The 20,127-nt window shown below is 60.5% G+C and carries 18 protein-coding genes; 13 read left to right on the top strand and 5 right to left on the bottom strand.

Annotated features, from left to right (window positions below):
• Positions 1 to 2 precede the first annotated feature (2 nt).
• From CHH27_RS15075 to hemA, 4 genes are all read right to left on the bottom strand, one after another.
• Positions 3 to 1,613 carry a glutamate synthase-related protein gene (locus CHH27_RS15075; protein ID WP_094072322.1) on the bottom strand — a complete coding sequence of 537 codons (1,611 nt, stop codon included), beginning with the start codon at positions 1,611 to 1,613 and terminating at the stop codon, positions 3 to 5.
• Between the two features lie 42 nt (positions 1,614 to 1,655).
• Entirely contained in the window at positions 1,656 to 2,909 is a 1,254-nt protein-coding gene (locus CHH27_RS15070; RefSeq protein ID WP_094072321.1) for a cation:proton antiporter, read from the bottom strand.
• A gap of 117 nt (positions 2,910 to 3,026) precedes the next feature.
• On the bottom strand, positions 3,027 to 3,809 hold the full coding sequence (locus CHH27_RS15065) for a DUF1194 domain-containing protein (protein ID WP_094072320.1): 783 nt from the start codon (positions 3,807 to 3,809) through the stop codon (positions 3,027 to 3,029).
• 639 nt (positions 3,810 to 4,448) lie between these two features.
• A complete protein-coding gene (gene hemA, locus CHH27_RS15060) occupies positions 4,449 to 5,666 on the bottom strand; it encodes a 5-aminolevulinate synthase (RefSeq protein WP_094072319.1) in 1,218 nt (405 codons plus the stop codon).
• Positions 5,667 to 6,010: 344 nt separating this feature from the next.
• On the opposite strand from hemA, the gene CHH27_RS15055 reads away from it, so the two are divergent.
• The 5 genes from CHH27_RS15055 to CHH27_RS15035 are packed head-to-tail and all read left to right on the top strand — an operon-like array spanning position 6,011 to position 9,770.
• Positions 6,011 to 6,637: a TetR/AcrR family transcriptional regulator gene (locus tag CHH27_RS15055; RefSeq protein ID WP_247646111.1), complete on the top strand. Its 627-nt coding sequence runs from the start codon at positions 6,011 to 6,013 to the stop codon at positions 6,635 to 6,637.
• Between the two features lie 10 nt (positions 6,638 to 6,647).
• Positions 6,648 to 7,421, top strand: a complete 774-nt coding sequence (locus CHH27_RS15050; RefSeq protein WP_094072318.1) for an enoyl-CoA hydratase/isomerase family protein — start codon at positions 6,648 to 6,650, stop codon at positions 7,419 to 7,421.
• 46 nt (positions 7,422 to 7,467) lie between these two features.
• Positions 7,468 to 9,009 carry an AMP-binding protein gene (locus CHH27_RS15045; protein WP_094072317.1) on the top strand — a complete coding sequence of 514 codons (1,542 nt, stop codon included), beginning with the start codon at positions 7,468 to 7,470 and terminating at the stop codon, positions 9,007 to 9,009.
• Positions 9,010 to 9,012: 3 nt separating this feature from the next.
• A complete protein-coding gene (locus CHH27_RS15040) occupies positions 9,013 to 9,402 on the top strand; it encodes a MaoC/PaaZ C-terminal domain-containing protein (protein ID WP_094072316.1) in 390 nt (129 codons plus the stop codon).
• Entirely contained in the window at positions 9,399 to 9,770 is a 372-nt protein-coding gene (locus tag CHH27_RS15035; protein ID WP_094072315.1) for a phosphate acetyltransferase, read from the top strand. The genes CHH27_RS15040 and CHH27_RS15035 overlap by 4 nt, the downstream gene beginning before the upstream one ends.
• An 18-nt stretch (positions 9,771 to 9,788) precedes the next feature.
• On the opposite strand, the gene CHH27_RS15030 is transcribed toward CHH27_RS15035, so the two are convergent.
• Complete coding sequence (locus tag CHH27_RS15030) at positions 9,789 to 10,178, bottom strand: DUF427 domain-containing protein (RefSeq protein WP_094072314.1); 390 nt, start codon at positions 10,176 to 10,178, stop codon at positions 9,789 to 9,791.
• 187 nt (positions 10,179 to 10,365) lie between these two features.
• Here CHH27_RS15030 and CHH27_RS15025 point away from each other — a divergent pair, with 187 nt between their 5' ends.
• The 8 genes from CHH27_RS15025 to CHH27_RS14990 all read left to right on the top strand — a co-directional run bounded on the left by CHH27_RS15025 (position 10,366) and on the right by CHH27_RS14990 (position 20,126).
• On the top strand, positions 10,366 to 11,622 hold the full coding sequence (locus CHH27_RS15025; RefSeq protein ID WP_094072313.1) for a glycerate kinase: 1,257 nt from the start codon (positions 10,366 to 10,368) through the stop codon (positions 11,620 to 11,622).
• 76 nt (positions 11,623 to 11,698) lie between these two features.
• Positions 11,699 to 12,880, top strand: a complete 1,182-nt coding sequence (locus CHH27_RS15020) for a GAK system CofD-like protein (protein WP_094072312.1) — start codon at positions 11,699 to 11,701, stop codon at positions 12,878 to 12,880.
• 28 nt (positions 12,881 to 12,908) lie between these two features.
• On the top strand, positions 12,909 to 13,319 hold the full coding sequence (rbsD, locus tag CHH27_RS15015; protein WP_094072311.1) for a D-ribose pyranase: 411 nt from the start codon (positions 12,909 to 12,911) through the stop codon (positions 13,317 to 13,319).
• A gap of 269 nt (positions 13,320 to 13,588) precedes the next feature.
• Positions 13,589 to 14,695, top strand: a complete 1,107-nt coding sequence (locus CHH27_RS15010; RefSeq protein ID WP_094072310.1) for a LacI family DNA-binding transcriptional regulator — start codon at positions 13,589 to 13,591, stop codon at positions 14,693 to 14,695.
• Position 14,696: 1 nt separating this feature from the next.
• Complete coding sequence (locus CHH27_RS15005) at positions 14,697 to 16,046, top strand: ABC transporter substrate-binding protein (RefSeq protein ID WP_094072309.1); 1,350 nt, start codon at positions 14,697 to 14,699, stop codon at positions 16,044 to 16,046.
• Positions 16,047 to 16,316: 270 nt separating this feature from the next.
• Positions 16,317 to 17,564 carry a carbohydrate ABC transporter permease gene (locus CHH27_RS15000; protein WP_198338224.1) on the top strand — a complete coding sequence of 416 codons (1,248 nt, stop codon included), beginning with the start codon at positions 16,317 to 16,319 and terminating at the stop codon, positions 17,562 to 17,564.
• A complete protein-coding gene (locus CHH27_RS14995; protein ID WP_094072307.1) occupies positions 17,561 to 18,793 on the top strand; it encodes a carbohydrate ABC transporter permease in 1,233 nt (410 codons plus the stop codon). The genes CHH27_RS15000 and CHH27_RS14995 overlap by 4 nt, the downstream gene beginning before the upstream one ends.
• A 43-nt stretch (positions 18,794 to 18,836) precedes the next feature.
• Positions 18,837 to 20,126 carry a hypothetical protein gene (locus tag CHH27_RS14990; protein ID WP_094074771.1) on the top strand — a complete coding sequence of 430 codons (1,290 nt, stop codon included), beginning with the start codon at positions 18,837 to 18,839 and terminating at the stop codon, positions 20,124 to 20,126.
• Position 20,127 lies beyond the last annotated feature (1 nt).

Here is a 20,127-nt window from a genome sequence, read left to right as displayed (position 1 = left end):
GGTCAGGCAACGCCGCCATAGGCGACACCGGACAGATCGGCCATTTCCCGTTTCCAGGTTGTCAGGTCGTCCGGGTTGAACTGGTTCAGATGCGAATAGCCGCAGGCACGCGCCATCACCTGCATCAGCTCCACGGACGCTTCGAAGAAATTCGTCAGCTGGCGGGCGGATTTTTCGATCTGCAGGCGGTTGACCAGATGGGGTTTCTGGGTGGCAATCCCGACCGGACAGTTGTTGGTGTGGCAGGCGCGCATGGCAATGCAGCCAATCGCCTGCATTGCAGAGTTGGAAACGGCAATTGCGTCGGCACCAAGAGCCATGGCCTTCACGAAATCGGCCGGTTTCCTGAGGCCGCCCGTGATGACCAGTGACACATCGCTGCGACCGCTTCTGTCGAGATGGCGCCGCGCGCGGGCAAGCGCCGGGATGGTCGGCACGGATATGTTGTCCCGGAAGATGATCGGGGCCGCCCCGGTGCCACCGCCGCGGCCGTCCAGAATGATGTAGTCCACGCCGATCTCAAGCGCGGCGTCGATGTCCTTTTCGATATGCTGGGCGGAGAGCTTGTAGCCGATCGGGATGCCGCCCGTGCGGCTGCGCACCTCGTCGGCAAAATCCTTCACCTCAGAACACTCCGTCCAGTCCGGGAAGCGCGGCGGCGAGATGGCATCCGTACCTTCTTCTAGCCCCCGCACCTCGGCGATCTTGCCTTTGACCTTCGCGCCGGGCAGATGCCCGCCGGTGCCGGTCTTCGCGCCTTGACCTCCCTTGAAATGGAAAGCCTGGACCTTGTTGAGCTTCGGCCAGTCAAAGCCGAACCGCGCCGAGGCAAGTTCGTAAAAGTAACGGGAATTGGCTTCCTGCTCTTCCGGCAGCATGCCGCCTTCGCCGGAACAGATGCCGGTGCCGGCAAGCTCGGCGCCGCGGGCAAGCGCGATCTTCGCCGGCTCCGAAAGCGCGCCGAAACTCATGTCGGAGACAAAGAGCGGGATCTTCAGGCGCAGCGGCTTCTGGGCGTTCGGGCCGATAACGACATCGGTGCCGACGGGGTCGCCGTCAAGCAGGGGAAAGCGCTGCAGCTGGGCGGTCAGGATCTGGATATCGTCCCAGTCGGGCAGCTGCGTGCGCGGCACGCCCATGGCGTCGACACGTCCGTGATGGCCGGTCTTGGTGAGGCCGTCGCGGGCATATTGCTGGATGAGGCCAGTGTAAGGTTCTTCCTCGGTGCCGTGGCTGGTATCGGCATAAAGGCCGAGATACTGATCGCGCTGAAACGGTTGCGGATGATCTTTTGCCCAGGCCGCGATTTCCTCTTCATCGACAAGAACGTCGTCACCCTCGACCCAGCTCTGGAACTTGGGCAGGGCCTCGGAATTGTTGTATTCCGAGACGCCGCTGTCGAGGCGGTAGTCCCAGTAGTGCAGACCGCAAATCAGGTTGTCGCCCTGGACATAACCATCCGACATCAGCGCGCCGCGGTGGAGGCATCGGCCGTAGAACACCGAGACGTCATCATCGAAGCGCACGACGACCAGATCGACATCGGCGACCAGCGCATATTGGGGCTCTCTGTCCGGCAATGTACTGAGTTTGGCAACGGCTTGTTTTTTCATCTTGTCCCCCGGCTAACGGCGTTTTCGCCCTGGCTGTTTCGGTCAAATCTTGTCAGTGGAAATGTCGGGTCTCATCGGTGGCGAAGCCTTCATCTCCGCTGCACCTTCATTGGCGGACATGCGTGCGCCGTACCATTTGGCAAAGGGCACGGCGGTGACGCCATGCAGCACCGCGCTGATCCACACGGCGTTGACGGCAAGGTTCAGAAGATATTCGCCGATGTCGTGATCGAGCTGGTCGACAATCAGCAGCGCAAACAGGGCGGTTGCCAATCCGCGCGGGCCGAACCAGCCGAAGAAGAGTTTCGTGAGAGGCGCCGCGTCGGTTCCGGCGAGCGACAGCCAGACGGCCAGCGGGCGCACGATGAAGAGGCTGGTCAGAATGATCGCGAGCGTGGTCGCGTCCAGGTGGACGATCGCATTTGGTACGAGCGCCAGTCCGATCAGGAAGAAGGCGCCCCAGGCCAGCATCTGGCCTTCGCTTTCGGTGAATTCGAAGATGAAGGCGCATTGCCCCTTGATGAAATTGCCGAAGAAGAGCCCGGCGACGAAAGCGGAGATGAAGCCGTTGCCGTCGACCATGCCGGCGGCCAGATAGGCGCCGCCCGCCATGGCAAGGGCGCCGATGCCTTCAATGGTCACCGAGGTCATCTGGCGGCGCTTGGCGGCGAGGAACATGACACCGCCAACCGCGCCGATCACACCGCCGACCAGCGGGCCGAAAACAAGCTGCTTGGCACCGAAGAGCAGCCAGTCGGTTGCTTCCGGCTGCATCATTTCGCCGACAAGGCTTGCGAACAGGAGAATGATCGGCAGGGCCATGCCGTCATTGAGACCGCTTTCCAGGGTGAGGGCCCGGCGCACCCGTTCCGGCACGGCTTCATTGGTGACAACGGCTTGGCCGAGGGCGGCATCGGTTGGGGCCAGCAGGGCTGCAGCGAGCGCTGCCACCAGCAGCGGCATCGGTGACAGGAGAGGGGCAGCCACGGCCGTGCCGATGACGACGGCGAGCGGCAGGCCGATGATCAACATGCGCAAGGGCCATTGATGGCGGGCGCGGAGCGCTTTCAGATTGATCTGGGCAGCGTCCAGAAACAGCAGGATGATCAGGGCGACTTCCGCAACGATATGCAGGAGATGTTCCGCCTCGGCAAAGGGAAACAGTCCGGTCTGCGCCATCAGGACGCCGAAACCGATAAACAGGATCGGGGCAGTAAGAATGCCATTGGACAGGGTTTTTGCCAGCAGCGTGTAGCAGACCGTAAACATCGCCAGCATCAGAAGACCGGTGGTCATCTAATCATCTCTCTCCCAAAGCCCACGGCGTCATTAGGGCAGGTCTGCTTTGTCATCTCAAATCATAAGCAGATGACACTCCTGTGTGGCAATCGTGAAATTCCGCAGGGGAAGTTTTCAGTTCGGAACCAGGAGGAACCGGGCGGGGGCAACACGTGACAAGCCGGTATCAAGCCGGGCAGTCTGGCGGAGAATGGCATCGGCGTCGTCCGGACGGGCGGCTATTTCGAGAATCAGTTTCTTGCGCACGGCATCAGCGAAGGTTTCCGGACTGTCGGCGGTGACAACAAAGGCGGCCGGTCCGCCAATGATGTTGCGGAAGAACCGGTCTTCCAGGTCATAGGCGACCGGACGACCTGAACAATGGCGGCACAGCACCGCCAACCCGTTGATGACAATGCCGGACGAGACCACCGCTTCGCGGGCCTCCGAAATGGTTGGCCCATTCCAGTTGTTGGCGCTGTCGGCGGACAGATCGATCACCCGGCGCAGCCCGGTATAGGCATTGGTGTCGATGAGTTCCTTGCCCTTCAGCAGTGCTGCTCCAATGGCATTGCGCCCATACGCCCGTCTTGGTGGCTCCATCAGGCGTGTGGCGAAGTCCTGGGCAGAAGCCGGGCCGTCGATCACCATCCAGTCGACAACCACGTCCTGGGAGAACATGTCGGCCCATTCGACATAGGTGACGGCGATCTTGCCATAGGCGTTGCTGGCAATGGCATTCAGCACTGACGGGTCCGTGATCGCGTCGGCATAACCCTGACGCTGAAAGCGGATTTCGGCGTCGTCAATCGAACCTGTTGCATCGGCGAGCAGCACCAGTTCGAGGTCGAGTTCCTCCGAAACGACGGGCGCGGTGGCCCAAAGGCTCCAGGCAAGAAGGGCAAACAGGATCCGCATAGGCATCGCTCCGGGCTAGGCACGCCAAGATGTAGCTAGGGCAGGGAGGGGGGCTGGCAAAGGGAACAGGGCGATTGTCTGGTCGAACCAGCCTGGCCGCACAAGGTTCGTCATTGCAGGGCTTGACCCACTGCTGTCCGGTATAAGTCGGCCCAGTTTCAACAGATCATTGATTCATCGTCGATATTTACGCTTCTCCCAATCCTGGATACGCAGCGCCTTACCGCTTGTTCCAGTCTCCCCCCTGGAGGGGGAGATGTCCGGGAACCGGACAGAGGGGGGCACAGCGGTTCCTCGAATTCGGAGAAGGCCTTGTATGCGGGGAGGTCGAGCTCCCCCTCTGTCTCCTGACGGAGACATCTCCCCCTCCAGGGGGGAGACTGGAACAAGCAGCGAAGCCTATATACGGTCAGATGCATCTGTTTAACCGGACAGCAGTGGGCTTGACCCTGAAATCCGTGCCCTTGAGCTTCATTGTCGATTTCGTTCGCGTGGAAAATGCGAGGCATGGATCCCATGGTCAAGCCATGGGATGACGAGAAAAATGCGGTTGGTTTGCCTGATGGCACAGGCAGAAAAAAGAAGAAGCCGCCCTTCAAAGAAGTGCGGCTCCAAATGAACAGAAAACTTTACCCGCAGTTACGCCACGGCCCGGGCCAGGGCACATTGCGACCAGAGATCGTTGATCGCATCCGCCAATTGCTCGATGTCGGCGGCCGTGTGCAATGGGGTCGGGGTGAAGCGCAGGCGCTCGGTGCCGACCGGCACGGTCGGGTAATTGATCGGCTGCACATAAACGCCATAGGTGTCGAGCAGGATGTCGGAGATCCACTTGCACTTCTTGGCATCGCCCACCATCACCGGCACGATGTGGCTCGGGTTTTCCATATGCGGAATGCCGCGCTTGTCGAGTGCCGCACGCAGTTGGGCGACCCGGTCCTTGTGCGCCTTGCGCTCGAACGGGCTTTCCTTCAGGTGGCGGATCGAGGCGGTTGCGCCTGCGGCCAGTGCCGGCGGCAATGCCGTGGTAAAGATGAAGCCGGAGGCGAAGGAACGGATGAAGTCGATCACCGTCTTCGACCCGGTGATGTAGCCGCCCATGACGCCGAAGGCCTTGCCGAGCGTGCCTTCAATGATCGTCAGGCGATCCATCAGGCCTTCGCGTTCGGCAACGCCGCCGCCGCGCGGGCCGTACATGCCGACCGCGTGCACTTCGTCGAGATAGGTCAGCGCGCCGTATTTTTCTGCGACGTCGCACAGTTCCTTGATCGGCGCGATGTCGCCATCCATGGAATAGACGCTTTCAAAGGCAACCATTTTCGGCGCGTCCGGATCGTCAGCTGCCATCAGGCGCTCCAGATCCTCGACGTCATTGTGCTTGAAGATGCGCTTCTCGCAGCGGGCATGGCGGATGCCCTCGATCATCGAGGCGTGGTTCAGCGCGTCGGAATAGACGATCATGCCCGGAACCTGGGAGGCCAGAGTGCCAAGCGCGGCCCAGTTGGACACGTAGCCGGACGTAAAGATCAGTGCGGCTTCCTTGCCATGCAGGTCGGCCAGCTCGTTTTCCAGGAGCACATGGTAGTGATTGGTGCCGGATATGTTGCGGGTGCCACCGGCACCGGCGCCGCATTTCGACAGCACGTCCTGCATGGCACCGACAACCTTGTCGTTCTGGCCCATGCCGAGATAGTCATTGGAGCACCAGACGGTCACGTCCTGGATGCTGCCGTCCTCACGATAACGTTTGGCGCGCGGAAAATTGCCGGCCTGGCGTTCGAGATCGGCAAAAACACGGTAATTACCGTTGTCATGCAGTTTGCCCAGGCGCTCTTCCAGATACGCGTTCACGTCCATCTTCGGGATCCTCTCTTCGCAGGCCCCTTTGCCTGCGCCTCATTCCAGCCTCAGTCCAATCCGTCCTGACCAAGACCAGCGGCTACGTTATAGCCATTCAAAACTGCTTAGCAAAGTTTTGGCCTTGATCAAGGTCAATTGCGTGCCTGCGTCCATACGTCATATATGAATTTTTGCATGTTTTGGAGTTTAAATCCATCCGGGATGTGTCCCAATCGCTCCGGCAAGTGTCCTGAAAGCCTAGAAAATCCGCAAAATCGGCCGTTTATTGAAGAAGTTTCTTGCTTTCAGACAACAAACATGAATACTGATTCATGTTTCAGGAATTTGGGAGGACCTCGGACGTGCGCAAACCGGCCGAAGCGGCGGACATGCCAAGCAAGGTGGCAGCCAACCAACCCAAGACGGCGCGGGGAGAGGCCACGCGACGAGCGATTCTGGCTGCGGCCGAGAAAGTCATCGGCGCCAAGGGCTACAATGACGCTTCCATCGGTCATATTACCAGCGAGGCCGGGGTCGCCCAAGGAACTTTCTACATCTATTTCACGACAAAAGAGCAGGTCTTTTCCGAGCTTGTGCTGGAAATGGGCCGTCTGGTGCGTCACACGATCGCCGAAGCAACCCAGGGTATCGACAACCGGCTGGAAGCGGAGAAGGCCGGTCTTTACGCCTTCCTGGATTTCGTGCAGGCCCATCCGGATCTTTACCGGATCGTCCAGGAGGCGCTGTTCGTCGATCCGGACGCCTATGAAGAATACTACAAGGCCTTTGCCTCCGGATATCGCACGGGGCTTGAGGCGGCCGAAGCGGCCGGCCAGATTTCCAGTGGCGACAGTGAAACCCGGGCCTGGGCGCTCATGGGCATTGCCCGATCGCTGGGGGAACAGCTCGTTGTGTTCAAGTCGGACAAACCGATCTCCGACCTTGTCGCAAGCGCCTATGACCTCATTGAAAACGGTATCAAGCCGTGAGGTTGCGGCAATGAGCTTCGTTGAAACCGAGTGCCGCAATGGCGCCATCTGGCTCTGGCTAAGCCGGCCCGACCGTCACAATGCGTTGATCCCGGCCTTGATTTTCGACCTGCGAACAGCAATTGCCGAGGCTGCGGACAAGGACCCGGTCGCGCTTGTCCTGTCCGGGCGGGGCAGCAGTTTTTCGACCGGCGGCGATCTCGGCGGGTTTCTCGATCATGCCCGTTCGCAGATCGAACTCAGGGCCTATGCCGATCTTCTGGTCGGCGGGCTGCATGATGCCATTCTGGATCTGCTTGCGTTTCCCGCACCGGTCATGGCAGCGGTCAATGGTCCGGTGACGGGCGGGTCGACCGGCCTGATGCTGGCAACCGACTTGGTTGCGATTGCAGAAACTGCTTTCATCCAGCCCTATTACAGCCAGGTCGGGTTCGGGCCGGATGGTGGCTGGACAGCGCTGTTGCCCGACCGGATCGGCACTTCCCGTGCGCTGGCAATCCAGTACCGCAACACCCGGATCAGCGCGGGAGAGGCTGTTGAACTGGGGTTGGCGGCAGCCTTGGGGCCAGTTCCGGACCTGCCGGCAACGATTGACAGTTGGGTGGAAGACCTCGGCAAGGGCTATGCGCAGACCCATCAGGTGACGCGTCAGAATGTCTGGGACGTTTCGCGCCGCGAAGAGGTCCGGCGACGGCTCGACCAGGAAAAAACCAGGTTTCTCGACCTGATCGGCCGGCAAGGCACCCTGGAAGGCATGAAGGACTTCACGAGGAAACGCGCCTGAGACGCACCGCTTCTATCGCTGGAGCGCCGGGTGTTTGGGAGGATGCATGGACTTTGTTACCGATATGGCTGCGAAACGCGCCGAGCTGACGCCGGACGCCATCGCCTTTATCGATCATGAAACAGGTCGGCGATTCACGTTTTGCGACATCAATACCCGGGCCAGCCGTCTCGGAAATCTGCTCCTGAACAAGGGGCTCGCCAGGGGCGACCGGGTGGCTGCGCTGTGTCTCAATCATCCCGACTTCTTTGTGCTGCTGTTTGCGGCCCAGAAGACAGGCATTCTGCTGGTGCCGCTCAACTGGCGCCAGCCTGCAGGTGAACTCCGGCCCATCCTGGCAGCCTCTGGCGCAAAGCTGCTGTTCCATGACGAGGCCTTTGCCGAGACAGCAAACGAGCTGGCTGATGGCGCCGGTATGGACCTTCTGCCGCTCGGCGCCTCTGCGGACAGCAGCAGCCTTCTGGATGAGCTGTTGGAGGAGGCCAGTCCGGCGGCGATCGGATGTGGACGCATCAAGGCGAACGCCCCCTGGTATCTGCTCTATACGTCGGGCACCACGGGGCTGCCAAAAGCTGTCATTCAGACGGCCGGAATGGCCTATGCAAACATGATCAACTACAGCCAGGCGAGCGGGCTTTCTATCGGCGAGAAGGGGGTCAATTTTCTGCCGCTGTTCCACACGGCCGGCATCAACCTGCCGACCTTGCCGATTTTTCTGAATGGCGGGTCTTCGACGGTGATGCGCAAGTTCGACCCGGACACCGTTCTCGGCCTGATCGATTCCGGCGAGGTGACCTGTTTCTTCGGCGTGCCCGCCATTTATCAGGCGCTTTCCCTGTCTTCCAAGATCGGTGCCGCCCGCTTTGACGCGGTCAGGTCACTTGGGTGCGGTGGGGCGCCGGTGCCCAAGCACCTTCTGACCGAATTCCAGGGCAGGGGCGTTACCATCTGCAATGGCATGGGCATGACGGAAACCGGACCAACCGTCTTCCTGATGGACAAGGCGCATGCGGCCAGAAAAATCGGTTCTGTCGGTAAACCACAGCTGCTGACGGATGTCAGGCTGATCGATGGTGACGGCGGAATTGTCGAAGGGCCAGGTGAAGGCGAGCTCCAGTTCCGCGGTCCGAATATCACACCGGGTTACATGGACAATCCGGACGCGACCTTTGGCACATTTACGGTCGATGGGTGGTTGAAATCCGGCGATATCGGCCGGCGCGACGAGGACGGCTATTACTTTATCGTCGACCGGATCAAGGACATGTTCATTTCAGGGGGCGAGAACGTTTACCCCGCCGAAGTCGAAAAGGTGTTGCTCACCCACCCGTCGGTGCTTGAGGCGGTGGTGATCGGCGTGCCAAATGAAAAATGGGGCGAGGTCGGTGCCGCCTATCTGATCGCCCGACCGGGCATGGAGATCGATACCGCCGCTCTGCCCGCCTGGTGCCGCACCCATCTTGCGCCCTACAAGATCCCGAGAAGCTTCGAGGTGGTGGAAGATCTGCCTCGGACGGCGGCCGGCAAGGTGCGCAAGAACGTGCTCAAAGACAGTTTTCAGACCGAAAAAACACCGGAGGATGCGTGAGTCATGAGCCTCACCGCAGACGCGCCCTTGAGCGCAACATTCACCTGGATCCCGCGACAGGCCGATTTTGATGCCTTTGCAAGACTCTCCGGTGATGACAACCCGATCCATGTCGATCCCGAGTTTTCGGCCAGAACCCGGTTCGGACGGACTGTCTCGCATGGCATGCTGCTCTACACGCGGGTCTTTGCGCATCTGAAGGCGCTTTTTCCCGGCCGGACCCACGCGGTTCAGAACCTGATGTTTCCGAACCCGTCCTATGCCGACGAGGAACTGACCTTTTCCTTTCTCGAAAGGGATGATAAGCCCGGGATGATCGATATCGAGATCAAGCGCAGCGCCGACGGAGCCGTGACCCTTTCCGGAAGCTGCAAGCTTGGAGGCGCGGCATGACCCTGGAACTCGGCAATCGTTCGGAACTGACCCGCAGCTATACGGTTCAGGACATGAAGGACTTCGCACTTTTGGCCGGTGAAGACACAAGTGTGCCGGAAAGCGTTCCGGGTCCGCTGATCGGCGGACTGTTCTCCTATCTGCTCGGGGTGAAACTTCCGGGCCGGGGCACGAATTATCTGAAGCAGAGCCTGGAGTTTCTTGCCCCTGCGCCCGTTGGTGAACCGCTGACGGCCTCGGTCACGATCACACGCTTGAGGCCTGAAAAGCATCTTGTTGATCTGGAAACCGTCTGTCAGACCTCGGATGGCACGAGGGTCTGTGAGGGCCGGGCGCTGGTTTATGTCGAGGATGTCGGCAAGGACTGATCTCTGTGTCCATCAAGGTCACTCTCCCTCGACGACACGCACCTTGGCCGGCCAGAAGGCGTAATGCGCAGTCAACCTGTCGGCCATCGGGATCGGGGTGCGGTAGACCCAGCCGATTTCGGTGCCGTCAACGGCAACATAGCTGGCGTCTCCCTTGATCGGGCAGTGCGTTGACCGGTCGACCGGCACCAGGCCGGTTTTCAGATCCGCTTCGGGAAGATAGAAGACCGGATCGTAAAAGGATTTGCCGATTTCCAGAACACGAAGCGCGCTGGTGCTGTCCGCAATCAGTGTTGCGCCGTGGTAGATCCGTATCCGGCGGGGCACATCCTTGATCACCATGAGATGATCGGGATTGCCCGGGTTTCGGATCGCGTCGTTGAAAGCCTGCAAAGCCGTTGCGGTCATCTCTGTCTCCTTCAGCTTAAACTGATATGGTTCAGGTGCAAAAAGACGCAACCGGCGAACGGCAGCTGTGCAGATTTCGTCCGCAACGGATCGGTCCGGGAACCGAACGCCGCCAATTTGACCTTGAAATTCGCCTGTGACCTGCGCTCAAACAGAGCCTCTGGTTTCAAAGCAGGAAAATCGACCTATGAACGGCACACAAAACGACTTCTTGAGAAAACTGTTTCAGCGTGCCGTCGAAGTCGCAGATCCGATGAAAAGCCTTGCCGCGTTTCTACCGGAAAAACCGTCCGGCCGTGTGGTCGTGATCGGCGCAGGCAAGGCATCGGCGCGCATGGCAGAAGCGGTCGAAGCCGAATGGGGGCCGTGCGAAGGTCTGGTCCTCACACGCTATGGCTATGCGCGTCCCTGTGAAGGCATCGAGATCGTCGAAGCGGCCCATCCGGTGCCGGATGCCGCCGGCCAGGAGGCGACACAGCGCCTGCTGGATTATCTCGGGTCCCTGGACGAAGACACATTTGTGCTGGCCCTGATCTCCGGCGGTGCGTCTGCCCTGCTGACGGCTCCGGCAGGCAATATCACCCTGGCGGAGAAACAGCAGGTCAACCAGAGCCTGCTTGCTTCCGGTGCGCCGATTGGCCAGATGAATGTTGTTCGCAAACATCTGAGCCGCGTGAAAGGTGGTCAGCTGGCGGGCGCGGTCTCTCCGGCGCGACTGCTTGCCTTGCTCCTGTCTGATGTGCCGGGGGATGATCCGGCCGAAATTGGCTCCGGACCCACTGTAGGCGACAGCACAACAGCGGCAGACGCCAGGGCGATCATCGAGCAATGGAAAATTGAAGTGCCGACTGCCGTGAGCGAGGTTCTGGCCGCACCAACCGGCGTGCTGCGGCCGGACGATCCAAGGCTTGCCAATGTAACGAACACGATTTTCGCAGCGCCCTCCCAGTCGCTGGAGGCGGCCGGGGCACTGGCAGAAGCCGAGGGCTGTGAGATCCGGATACTGGGTGATGCCCTGGAAGGAGAGGCACGGGAGGTGGCTGCGGAGCATGCAGCCCTCGCCCTTCGGCTGCAGGCCGAGCGCCCGGCGGACAGCAAGCCGCTGGTGCTGCTGTCGGGCGGCGAACTGACTGTAACGCGGCGTGGAAACGGGGTCGGTGGGCCCAATGCGGAATATGCGCTGGCGCTCGCGCATGCTCTTGATGGCGCACCCGGTATCCATGCGATTGCCTGTGACACGGATGGCGTCGACGGAGCGGCAGAAGTCGCTGGTGCCGTTATCGGTCCGGAAACGCCCGCCAAGGCCAGGAACGCGGGTGAGAACCTTCAGGAAGCGCTTGGTGCCAACAACGCCCATGGTTTCTTTGAAAAAATCGACGATCAGGTGGTCACAGGACCGACACTAACAAATGTCAATGATTTCCGTGCTATCTGGATCGGATAACACGCTGTCTCGAGGTCGCTCCGGGTTTCGGTAGCCGGTGGCCTTGCTGGCAAAGGCTAGTGTCGAAAGGCCCGACGTGAGCGAACTCACCATTACACGCGCGGTGCGCATACCGGATGCGTTCCGGATCGAGCGGTTCCTGTCCAACCCCAAACTGGGGCCAAGGCTGCTGTTCTTCAGTGGCGGTTCAGCCCTCAATGGCGTGTCACAGCAACTGAAACGCTATACGCATAATTCCATTCATCTGGTTACACCTTTCGACAGCGGTGGTAGCTCGCAGGGCCTGCGCCTTGCCTTCGACATGCCGGCCATCGGCGATCTCAGAAGCCGGCTGATGGCGCTGGCCGACGAAACGGTTCTTGGACACCCGGATGTCTTCCGGTTGTTCACGCATCGCTATGCCAGGACGGCGGATCAGGCCGATCTGGCTGGCGAACTGGATGCCATGATTTCCGGGAGCCATCCGCTGGTCGAGGCGATCGAGCAACCGATGCGTACGCTCATTCAGAACCAGCTCGGCACATTCCGGGCTGCCTGTCCGAAGAGTTTCGACCTTCGTGGTGCCAGCATCGGCAATCTGATCCTGGCCGGTGGTTATCTCAATCAGAACCAACAGCTTGAACCGATCATCTTCCTTGTGTCCAAACTGGTTGGCGTGCAGGGAACCGTCCGGGCGGTTGCCGACGACAATCTGCATCTTGGTGCGGAGCTGGCGAATGGTGAGACGGTCATCGGCCAGCATCTGCTGACCGGCAAGGAACATGCGCCGCTGACCTCGCCGATCAAGGACTTCTTTCTCAACCAGGGTCTCAAGGCCAAAGACCGGGCGGAAGCTGTTTTCCCGGAGCGGAACCGGTCACTGGTGCAATCGGCCGATCTGATCTGTTACGCGCCTGGCAGTTTCTATACCAGCCTGGTCGCAAATCTGTTGCCGGCGGGGGTTGGTCAGGCGGTTGCCTCGCGCACGGTGCCGAAGGTCTATGTGCCCAGCCTGGGGCCGGATCCGGAAACGGGCGAGCTGACCCTGCCGGACAAGGTGCACACGTTGCTGACCTATCTGTTGCGGGATGCCGGTTCCAATTGCCCGGTGCACAAGTTGTTGAATTTTGTCATTGTCGACGAAAGTGTTCCGGAAGAGGAAGCACAGGAAATCCGGGCCAGGGGCATCAGCGTCGTGCGGTTGAACCTCGTCAGCCGGGCGTCCGCTCCCTATTATGATCCGGTGCCGCTCTGCGAAGCTCTTGTGTCGCTGACATGAGAGACCAGCATAAGGAAAGGAAGAGGCCATGAAACGCACCAAGCTATTGAACCGGCATCTGAGCAAGCTTGTGGCCTCGCTCGGACATCTGGACGAGATCGTTGTTGCCGATGCCGGACTACCGGTTCCGCCGAATGTCGGTGTCATCGATCTGGCTGTCAGTCCGGGTGTGCCGGGCTTTTTCGATGTCCTTGATGCACTGATTGACGAAATGGTTGTTGAGCAGGCCGTCTTTGCCGATGAGGCCTCGCCGGAGCTCACGACGGAAATCGAGGTTCGCCTGGCGCACTGGGCGGCTGAAATCGGCAAACCCATCGAACATGTCCGGGTTCCGCACGAAGCCTTCAAAGGCCGGACCGGCAAGGCGCGAGCCGTCATCAGGACGGGCGAATGCACGCCTTACGCCAATCTCATTCTGGTTTCGGGCATTCCCTTCTAGCCAACGGGACGAGCCTGCCTCTGAAAAAGAGGCCACCTGCTTTCTCAACAATGCAGGTGGCATTCTTTTCCGTAACTGCGTTCCGAAACTTTCCGCTACGTAGTTTTGTTGCAGGGACAGGGTCTTCCCGCTCTGCGAAAAAAATAGTGCATGGCACCAAAACCGATTTTGTTGACTTACAAAATCGGTTTTGTAACACTTTATTCAACAAAAGCCGCAGCGGCGCAAGACTGCGGCAGGGTCGGGTCGAGAGAATCCGGGGAGGAAAGATGTCGCGGATACGCGGTTCCGTCACGATCGACGACGTGGCCCGGCACGTGGGTGTCGCCAAGGGCACCGTGTCGCGTGTTCTGAACAACTACACAGACATTTCGGAAGAGACCCGCAAACGTATTCTGAAAGCGGTTCAGGATCTTGGCTACCAGCCGTCTGCGACAGCGCGAAACCTGAAGCGCGGACGTCAGGATACGCTTGGTATCGTTATTCCGGTCGGTCATGGCAGCGGGGCAGATCCCTTCCTGTCGGAATTCATCGACGGCATTGCCCGGGCCCTGGACGAGCTGGGACTGGACCTGCTGGTGACAACGGCGCATTCGCGCAGCCACATGATCGAAACAATGCAGCGCCTGATCGCGCGGCGCAAAGTGGACGGTTTCATCGTGACGCGCACCGAAGTCGACGATCCGCGCATCGCCTATCTGAAAGAGCAGAATTTCGCCTTCGTCGCCCACGGCCGCACCCGGGATCCCTCCGGATATGCCTGGTTCGATATCGACAATGAAGCCGCCTTTGCCGACGGCGTGCGCCACCTCTACAGCCTGGGTCATGAGCGCATCGGGTTGATCGGTGGTTCGCTGGACCTGAATTTCGCGCTGCAACGCCGCAACGGCTATCGCCAGGGTCTGGAGGCTCTTGGGCTCGCGCATGACCCAGGTCTGGAGAGCTTGCAAAGCGTTGGCGAAAAGGGCGGTTTTGCCGGTGCCCAGGAATTGCTGTCGCAGGACACGCCGCCAACCGCGCTTCTGTGTGTCACGGATGCGCTGGCGATCGGTGCGGTGCAGTTCTGTCGCAAGTTCGGTCTGAAGGTCGGCTCGGACGTCACCGTGATCGGCTATGACGGCCTGCCGGTCGGCGAATATCTCGATCCGCCGCTGACCACGTTTTCTCAGAGCGCGCAGGAGGCCGGTGGCCGAGTGGCGCGCATGCTGATCGATGTTCTGGACGGCAAGGATCCGTCGAGTTTGCAGGCGCTTGCAAAGGCTGACCTGATCCGGCGCGCGTCTGACGGTGCGCCAAGCAAGACACCGGAGGCGCTTGCTGATGCGCTCCGGGACCGGCTGAACCAACAGCCACATTCTGGCAGGAAGGGAGAGTAATATGTTTGGGAGGAGTAAGTTCCTGGCCTCGACCATCGCGGGTGTGCTCGCACTTGGTCTGACGTCGGCTCAGGCGGACACGCTGCGGTTCTGGACAACGGAAGAGCAGCCTGAGCGTCTGGCCAAGCAGGAAGAAATGGCGGCGGCCTTCAAGGACAAGACCGGCATCGAGGTTGAAGTCATTCCGGTGTCTGAATCCGATCTCGGCACGCGTGCGACGGCCGCTTTCGCAGCCGGCGACTTGCCGGACGTGATCTATCACACGCTGCAATATGCCCTGCCCTGGGCTGAAGCCGGCATCCTGGACACGGAAGCTGCGACGGAAGTTCTTGAAAATCTCGGTGCCGACACGTTTGCACCGGGGGCTGTTGCCATGGCGGCCGTGGAAGACGGTATTGCGTCCGTTCCGGTGGACGGCTGGACGCAGATGGTCGTCTACCGCAAGGACCTGTTCGATGCGAACGGCCTGGCGGCGCCCGACAGCTACGAGGCGATCCTGGCAGCCGTTGAAAAACTGCACAATCCGCCGGAAATGTTCGCCTTTGTCGCGGCGACCAAGATCGACGAAAACTTCATGAGCCAGGTGCTGGAGCATGTGCTTCTGGCCAATGGCGTGACGCCGGTCGACGACAACGGGTTCAAGGCGCTGGATGAAAAGAAGACCATCGAGGCGCTGGAATTCTACAAGGCCATCGCAGAAGCGTCTCCTCCCGGTGACCTTTACTGGAAACAGTCGCGCGAACTTTATTTTGCCGGCAAAGCAGCGATGATCATCTGGTCGCCCTTCATTCTGGACGAACTGGCCGGCCTGCGTGACAGCGCCCCGCCGACCATCACCGACGACCCGACCTCCAAGGAGCTCGCCTCCAAGACCGGCATCGTGACGACCCTCAAGGGTCCGTCTAACCCGGACGGGGCAGCCTGGGGTGACATTCGCTACTTCGGTATCACCAACGATGCGGACACGGAAGCGGCGATGCAGTTTGTCGAGTTCTCCGTGGACGACGGCTACATGTCGACCCTGTCGATCGCTCCGGAAGGCAAGTTCCCGGTGCGCCGCGGCAACAAGGACAATGCCACCGCCTTTGTCGATGGCTGGGCCAAGCTGCCGGTTGGTGTCGACCGCAAGGCGCCGCTGACGGATCTCTATGACGCTGAGACCATCAACGTGATCGTATCCGGTCTGGATACCGCCAGCCGCTGGGGCGTGACCGAAGGTCAGCTGTCGCTTGCCTCCAAGATCATCAACAGCCAGGTGATCAACCGGTACGTTCGCGAATATATCGACGGCGAACGCGATGCAGCGGCAACGGTTGCCAAGCTCAACGAAGAACTGGCCAAGGTCCAGTAACGCTGCACCGTCCCGCCTTCTGTAAAAGGCGGGACGGGTCCCATCACCATCAAGACAAACCAAGGGACAGGCGCTGCCTGCAGCCAAGGCCGGCCTGTCCACCTCGAATGGATCCTGCGCGATGCGCGGGAGATCGGGGAAGCTTTGTCCCTCATTGCCGGGGCAGGGCGCATCAAGACCTGAACACCACGCACGAACGACAGGGCCGGAACGATGAGCTCGCAAGATCAGGACACCGCTTCTTTAGGCCCGCCAAAGGGCGTCGGTCCCATGCAACGGCGGGAAATGTGGCTGGCCTACATGATGCTGGCACCGACATTTGCCATCATCCTGATGATCGTTGCCGGGCCGCTCCTGGCCAATTTCTGGATCAGTGTGAAACCGGTGCAGCTCGCCGATCTTCGCCCGCCGACCGTGCTGGTCAACGAGCGTGTGCGCGGCCGGCCGGAAGCGCCCGGCGACACCGCGACCCTGGAATATCGCGTGCGCAACTCCTCGCAGGAGGAAGAGATCCGCAACGTGGTTCTGACAGACCAGATCCCGGCCGGTTTCGATGCTGTCACCGTTCCGGATATCTGCAGTCTTCAAGGCACAGCGCTGACCTGTACCCTCGGGACGGTTGAGCCCGGATGGCGCGACCGGCTTCGGCTGGAAGGAACCGTGACGGAGGCGTTTCTTGCTGCCAACCGTCCGGAACGTGCCAGCACGCCGCAGGTGAGCGGGGAGGCCAACAACGTCCTGACCAATCTCGATTTCACCTTCGAGAACTTTCAGCGGATCTTCAGCGCCGACGAGTTCTGGTCGGTGCTGCGGGTCACGTTCTACTACACGATCTTCGGCACCGGCGGTGCCCTGGTGCTTGGTCTGTTTGCAGCGCAGCTGTTGCACACGGTCTTTCCCGGGCGCGGGTTGATGCGCGGCCTGTTCCTGTTTCCCTATGTCTCGCCTGTGATCGCGGTCGCGTTTACCTGGGTGGTTCTGTTTGATCCGTTTTCGGGAACGCTCAACGCGCTTCTGACCAAGATGGGCGTGGTCTCCGACCCGATCAATTTCTTCGGTCAACGGGCAATCGAGTTCTCGTTCTTCGGCATTCCCATGGAGTTTCCGCTGGCGCTGACCACTGTCATTGCCTTCGAGGCCTGGCGCTACTTTCCTCTGTCCTTCCTGTTCATCCTGGCGCGCATGCAGTCGATCAACACCGATATGTATGAAGCTGCCGAGATGGATGGTGCCACACCGCTGCAGCAGTTCTGGTATCTGTCCCTGCCGCAATTGATGGGCATCCTGTCGGTGCTGTTCTTGCTCCGCTTCATCTGGACCTTCAACAAGTTCGACGACATCTTCCTGCTGACCGGCGGCAATGCGGGCACGCGCACGCTGACCGTCGATGTCTATGAGCAGGGCTTTGCGCTCTCCAATCTCGGGGCAGGGGCCGCCGTCGCGGTGGTCGTCTTCGTCGTGCTCGTCACTTTCGCCACAATCTTCATCCGCTTCTCGCCGAAGGAGGAAGGCCTATGAGACCGGGCAGTATCCTGCTGACAGCCCTGACCGGCCTTGTCTGGGGCGTCACCGCCATTCTCGTGATTGCTGTCACGCTGACGCTGATCACCGGGGAAGTTGCTTTACCGCAGGCAACGGCCGGCGGCCTCGCCGGCCTGCTCGCCGCGCTCACCTTTGTCTGGCGCCATTCGTCCGAGACCAAGGGCGGACTGCCGGACTGGGCGCTGTCGGCCCTTGTGCTCTTTCTGGTTCTGATGGTCGCCAGTTTTGCGGCGCCGTTCAGCCTGCCGCTCGGCAAGGCGCCGGTCTGGCAGGGCCTGGGTCTGATCGCCTTTGTTGTCTGCGTCACCGGGGCCAACCGGGTCACGCTGACGGGCGCCCGGCTCGGGGCCATGTCCCGTTACGAGCGCGAGGTCATCTATATCCGTATCGCGAAAGGCGTCGGATTTGTGGTTTTCACCATCATTGTGGCGCTGCCCTTCTACGTGATGGTCATGACGTCGCTGAAAAGCCAGCAGGCGCTGCTGGCCAATCCGCTCGATCTCTCGATCGATGTCAGCCAGGGCCTGAGCGGTCTGTTCCGCTCCTATGTGGAACTCTTCACCCAGTTCAATTTCGGCCGCTACCTGCTGGTGTCCGCCTTTGTTTCGGTCGCCACCGTCGTGCTGACCTTGCTGTTCTCCGTGCCCGGCGCCTATGCGGTGTCGCGGCTGCGGTTCCCGGGGCAGGCCATGCTCGCCCGGTCCGTGCTGCTGATCTACATGGTGCCTGCCATCGTGCTGGTAATCCCGCTCTACGCGGTCTTCTCGCAGCTTGGCTTGCGCAACACGCTGACCGGTCTTTTGATCGTTTATCCGGCGACGACCATTCCCGTGGCGCTCTACATGTTGCAGGGCTATTTCCGCGGGCTGCCGTCCGAGCTTGAAGAAGCCGGTCTGATGGACGGCTTGTCGCGGATCGGCGTGATCCTGAAGATCACGTTGCCGCTGTCTCTGCCGGCGCTGGCCTCCGTCTCGCTCTATGTCTTCATGATTGCCTGGAACGAGTTCCTGTTTGCTTTCATGTTCCTGGACGATCCGGACATCTTCACCCTGTCACGCGGTGTCGTTTCACTGAATTCCTCCGAGGTGCCGCGACAGCATCTGATGGCGGGGGCCGTGATCGCAACGGTTCCGGTGCTCGTGATCTTCCTGTGGTTCGAACGTTTCCTTGTCCAGGGCCTGACGGCCGGCAGCGTCAAGGGTTGAATTTTCAAAAGTGAAGGGCGGCGAAACGCCCAAGGAGTTGACTGTGGCACACACAGATCTGGACCAAACGGCCAAAACCATTCTGATCGAAAACGATCAGGGCGGCTACACCATCCCGACCAAGGGGCTTTATCCCTACCAGTGGAACTGGGATTCCGTCTTTGTCGCTTTGGGATTTGCGGAGTTCGACCAGGATCGTGCCTGGCGGGAAATCGAAATGCTGTTTCAGGGGCAGTGGCGTGACGGCATGGTGCCGCACATCCTTTTCCGCAAGGACGATCCGAGCTATTTCCCGGGGCCGAGCGTCTGGGGCACGGATGGCGGCCCGATCCCGAGTTCGGGCCACTCCCAGCCGCCGGTTGCCGCTTCCATCATCCTGGATCTGGTCAAGAGCGACCGAACCGGAAAGGGACTTGAGCGGGCTGCAACGCTGTTGCCTCAACTGATGGCCTGGCACCGCTGGTACCTGATCTACCGCGATCCGAAGGGCAAAGGCGTCATGGCGGTGATTCATCCCTGGGAATCCGGCCGCGACAACCTGCCAGACTGGGACGAGGCTCTGCGCGCCGTCGAGGTGAAGGACATTGCACCCTATGAGCGCAAGGACACGTCCCATGTCGATCCGGCAATGCGCCCGCACAAGGAAGACTATGACCGTTACCTGAGCATTGTCGCGGCCTGCCGGAAAGTCGGCTGGGACCCGGCGAAGGTGGCCGAGACGTGTCCCTTCTTTGTGGCCGATCCCGGCATCACCTTCATTTTCCTGAGAGCCAACCGCGATCTGCTGGACCTTGCCGAACGGCTCGGCAAGGCCGAGGAGGCAGCGGAAATCCGCGGCTGGATTGGCCTAATGAAGGCCGGTGCCGAGACGCTCTGGAATGCGGATCTCAAGGCGCATGTCGCCGTTGATCAGCGGTCCGGGCAGATGACCGACGGCATTTCCAGTGCTTCGTTCCTGGCGCCCTATGCCGGTCTGCGGGACGCTGACACGCTGGGGGCCTTGCAAGATCATTTCGACCGGATCGCGTCGAAGGTTCGCTACATGATGCCCTCCTATGATCCCGACCACCGGTGTTTTGAACATCTGCGCTACTGGCGCGGGCCGGTCTGGGCAATGATCAACTACATGATCGCGCGCGGCTTTGCCGAAGCCGGTGACACGGCACGGGCCGACAGGCTGCGCCAGGATACGGCAGCGCTCATCCAGACGAGCGGCTTTGCCGAATATTTCAGCCCGGAAACGGGAGCAGGTGCCGGTGGCGGGTCCTTCTCCTGGACGGCGGCGATCTGGCTCACCTGGGCCTCACCCACACATGCGCAACAGGCAGCTTAAG

This window comes from Labrenzia sp. VG12 (genome assembly GCF_002237595.1).
In the GTDB taxonomy this organism is placed as follows: Bacteria; Pseudomonadota; Alphaproteobacteria; order Rhizobiales; family Stappiaceae; genus Roseibium.
Note: the sequence above shows the minus strand (reverse complement) of the source record. Positions and strands in the feature narration are given on the sequence as shown.

Bases quoted from the DNA above. Each gene is read 5' to 3' on its own strand.
- CHH27_RS15075 (WP_094072322.1), bottom strand. From the start codon at position 1,613: ATGAAAAAACAAGCCGTTGCCAAACTCAGTACATTGCCGGACAGAGAG.
- CHH27_RS15070 (WP_094072321.1), bottom strand. From the start codon at position 2,909: ATGACCACCGGTCTTCTGATGCTGGCGATGTTTACGGTCTGCTACACG.
- CHH27_RS15065 (WP_094072320.1), bottom strand. From the start codon at position 3,809: ATGCGGATCCTGTTTGCCCTTCTTGCCTGGAGCCTTTGGGCCACCGCG.
- hemA (WP_094072319.1), bottom strand. From the start codon at position 5,666: ATGGACGTGAACGCGTATCTGGAAGAGCGCCTGGGCAAACTGCATGAC.
- CHH27_RS15050 (WP_094072318.1), top strand. From the start codon at position 6,648: ATGAGCTTCGTTGAAACCGAGTGCCGCAATGGCGCCATCTGGCTCTGG.
- CHH27_RS15045 (WP_094072317.1), top strand. From the start codon at position 7,468: ATGGACTTTGTTACCGATATGGCTGCGAAACGCGCCGAGCTGACGCCG.
- CHH27_RS15040 (WP_094072316.1), top strand. From the start codon at position 9,013: ATGAGCCTCACCGCAGACGCGCCCTTGAGCGCAACATTCACCTGGATC.
- CHH27_RS15035 (WP_094072315.1), top strand. From the start codon at position 9,399: ATGACCCTGGAACTCGGCAATCGTTCGGAACTGACCCGCAGCTATACG.
- CHH27_RS15030 (WP_094072314.1), bottom strand. From the start codon at position 10,178: ATGACCGCAACGGCTTTGCAGGCTTTCAACGACGCGATCCGAAACCCG.
- CHH27_RS15025 (WP_094072313.1), top strand. From the start codon at position 10,366: ATGAACGGCACACAAAACGACTTCTTGAGAAAACTGTTTCAGCGTGCC.
- rbsD (WP_094072311.1), top strand. From the start codon at position 12,909: ATGAAACGCACCAAGCTATTGAACCGGCATCTGAGCAAGCTTGTGGCC.
- CHH27_RS15010 (WP_094072310.1), top strand. From the start codon at position 13,589: ATGTCGCGGATACGCGGTTCCGTCACGATCGACGACGTGGCCCGGCAC.
- CHH27_RS15005 (WP_094072309.1), top strand. From the start codon at position 14,697: ATGTTTGGGAGGAGTAAGTTCCTGGCCTCGACCATCGCGGGTGTGCTC.
- CHH27_RS15000 (WP_198338224.1), top strand. From the start codon at position 16,317: ATGCAACGGCGGGAAATGTGGCTGGCCTACATGATGCTGGCACCGACA.
- CHH27_RS14995 (WP_094072307.1), top strand. From the start codon at position 17,561: ATGAGACCGGGCAGTATCCTGCTGACAGCCCTGACCGGCCTTGTCTGG.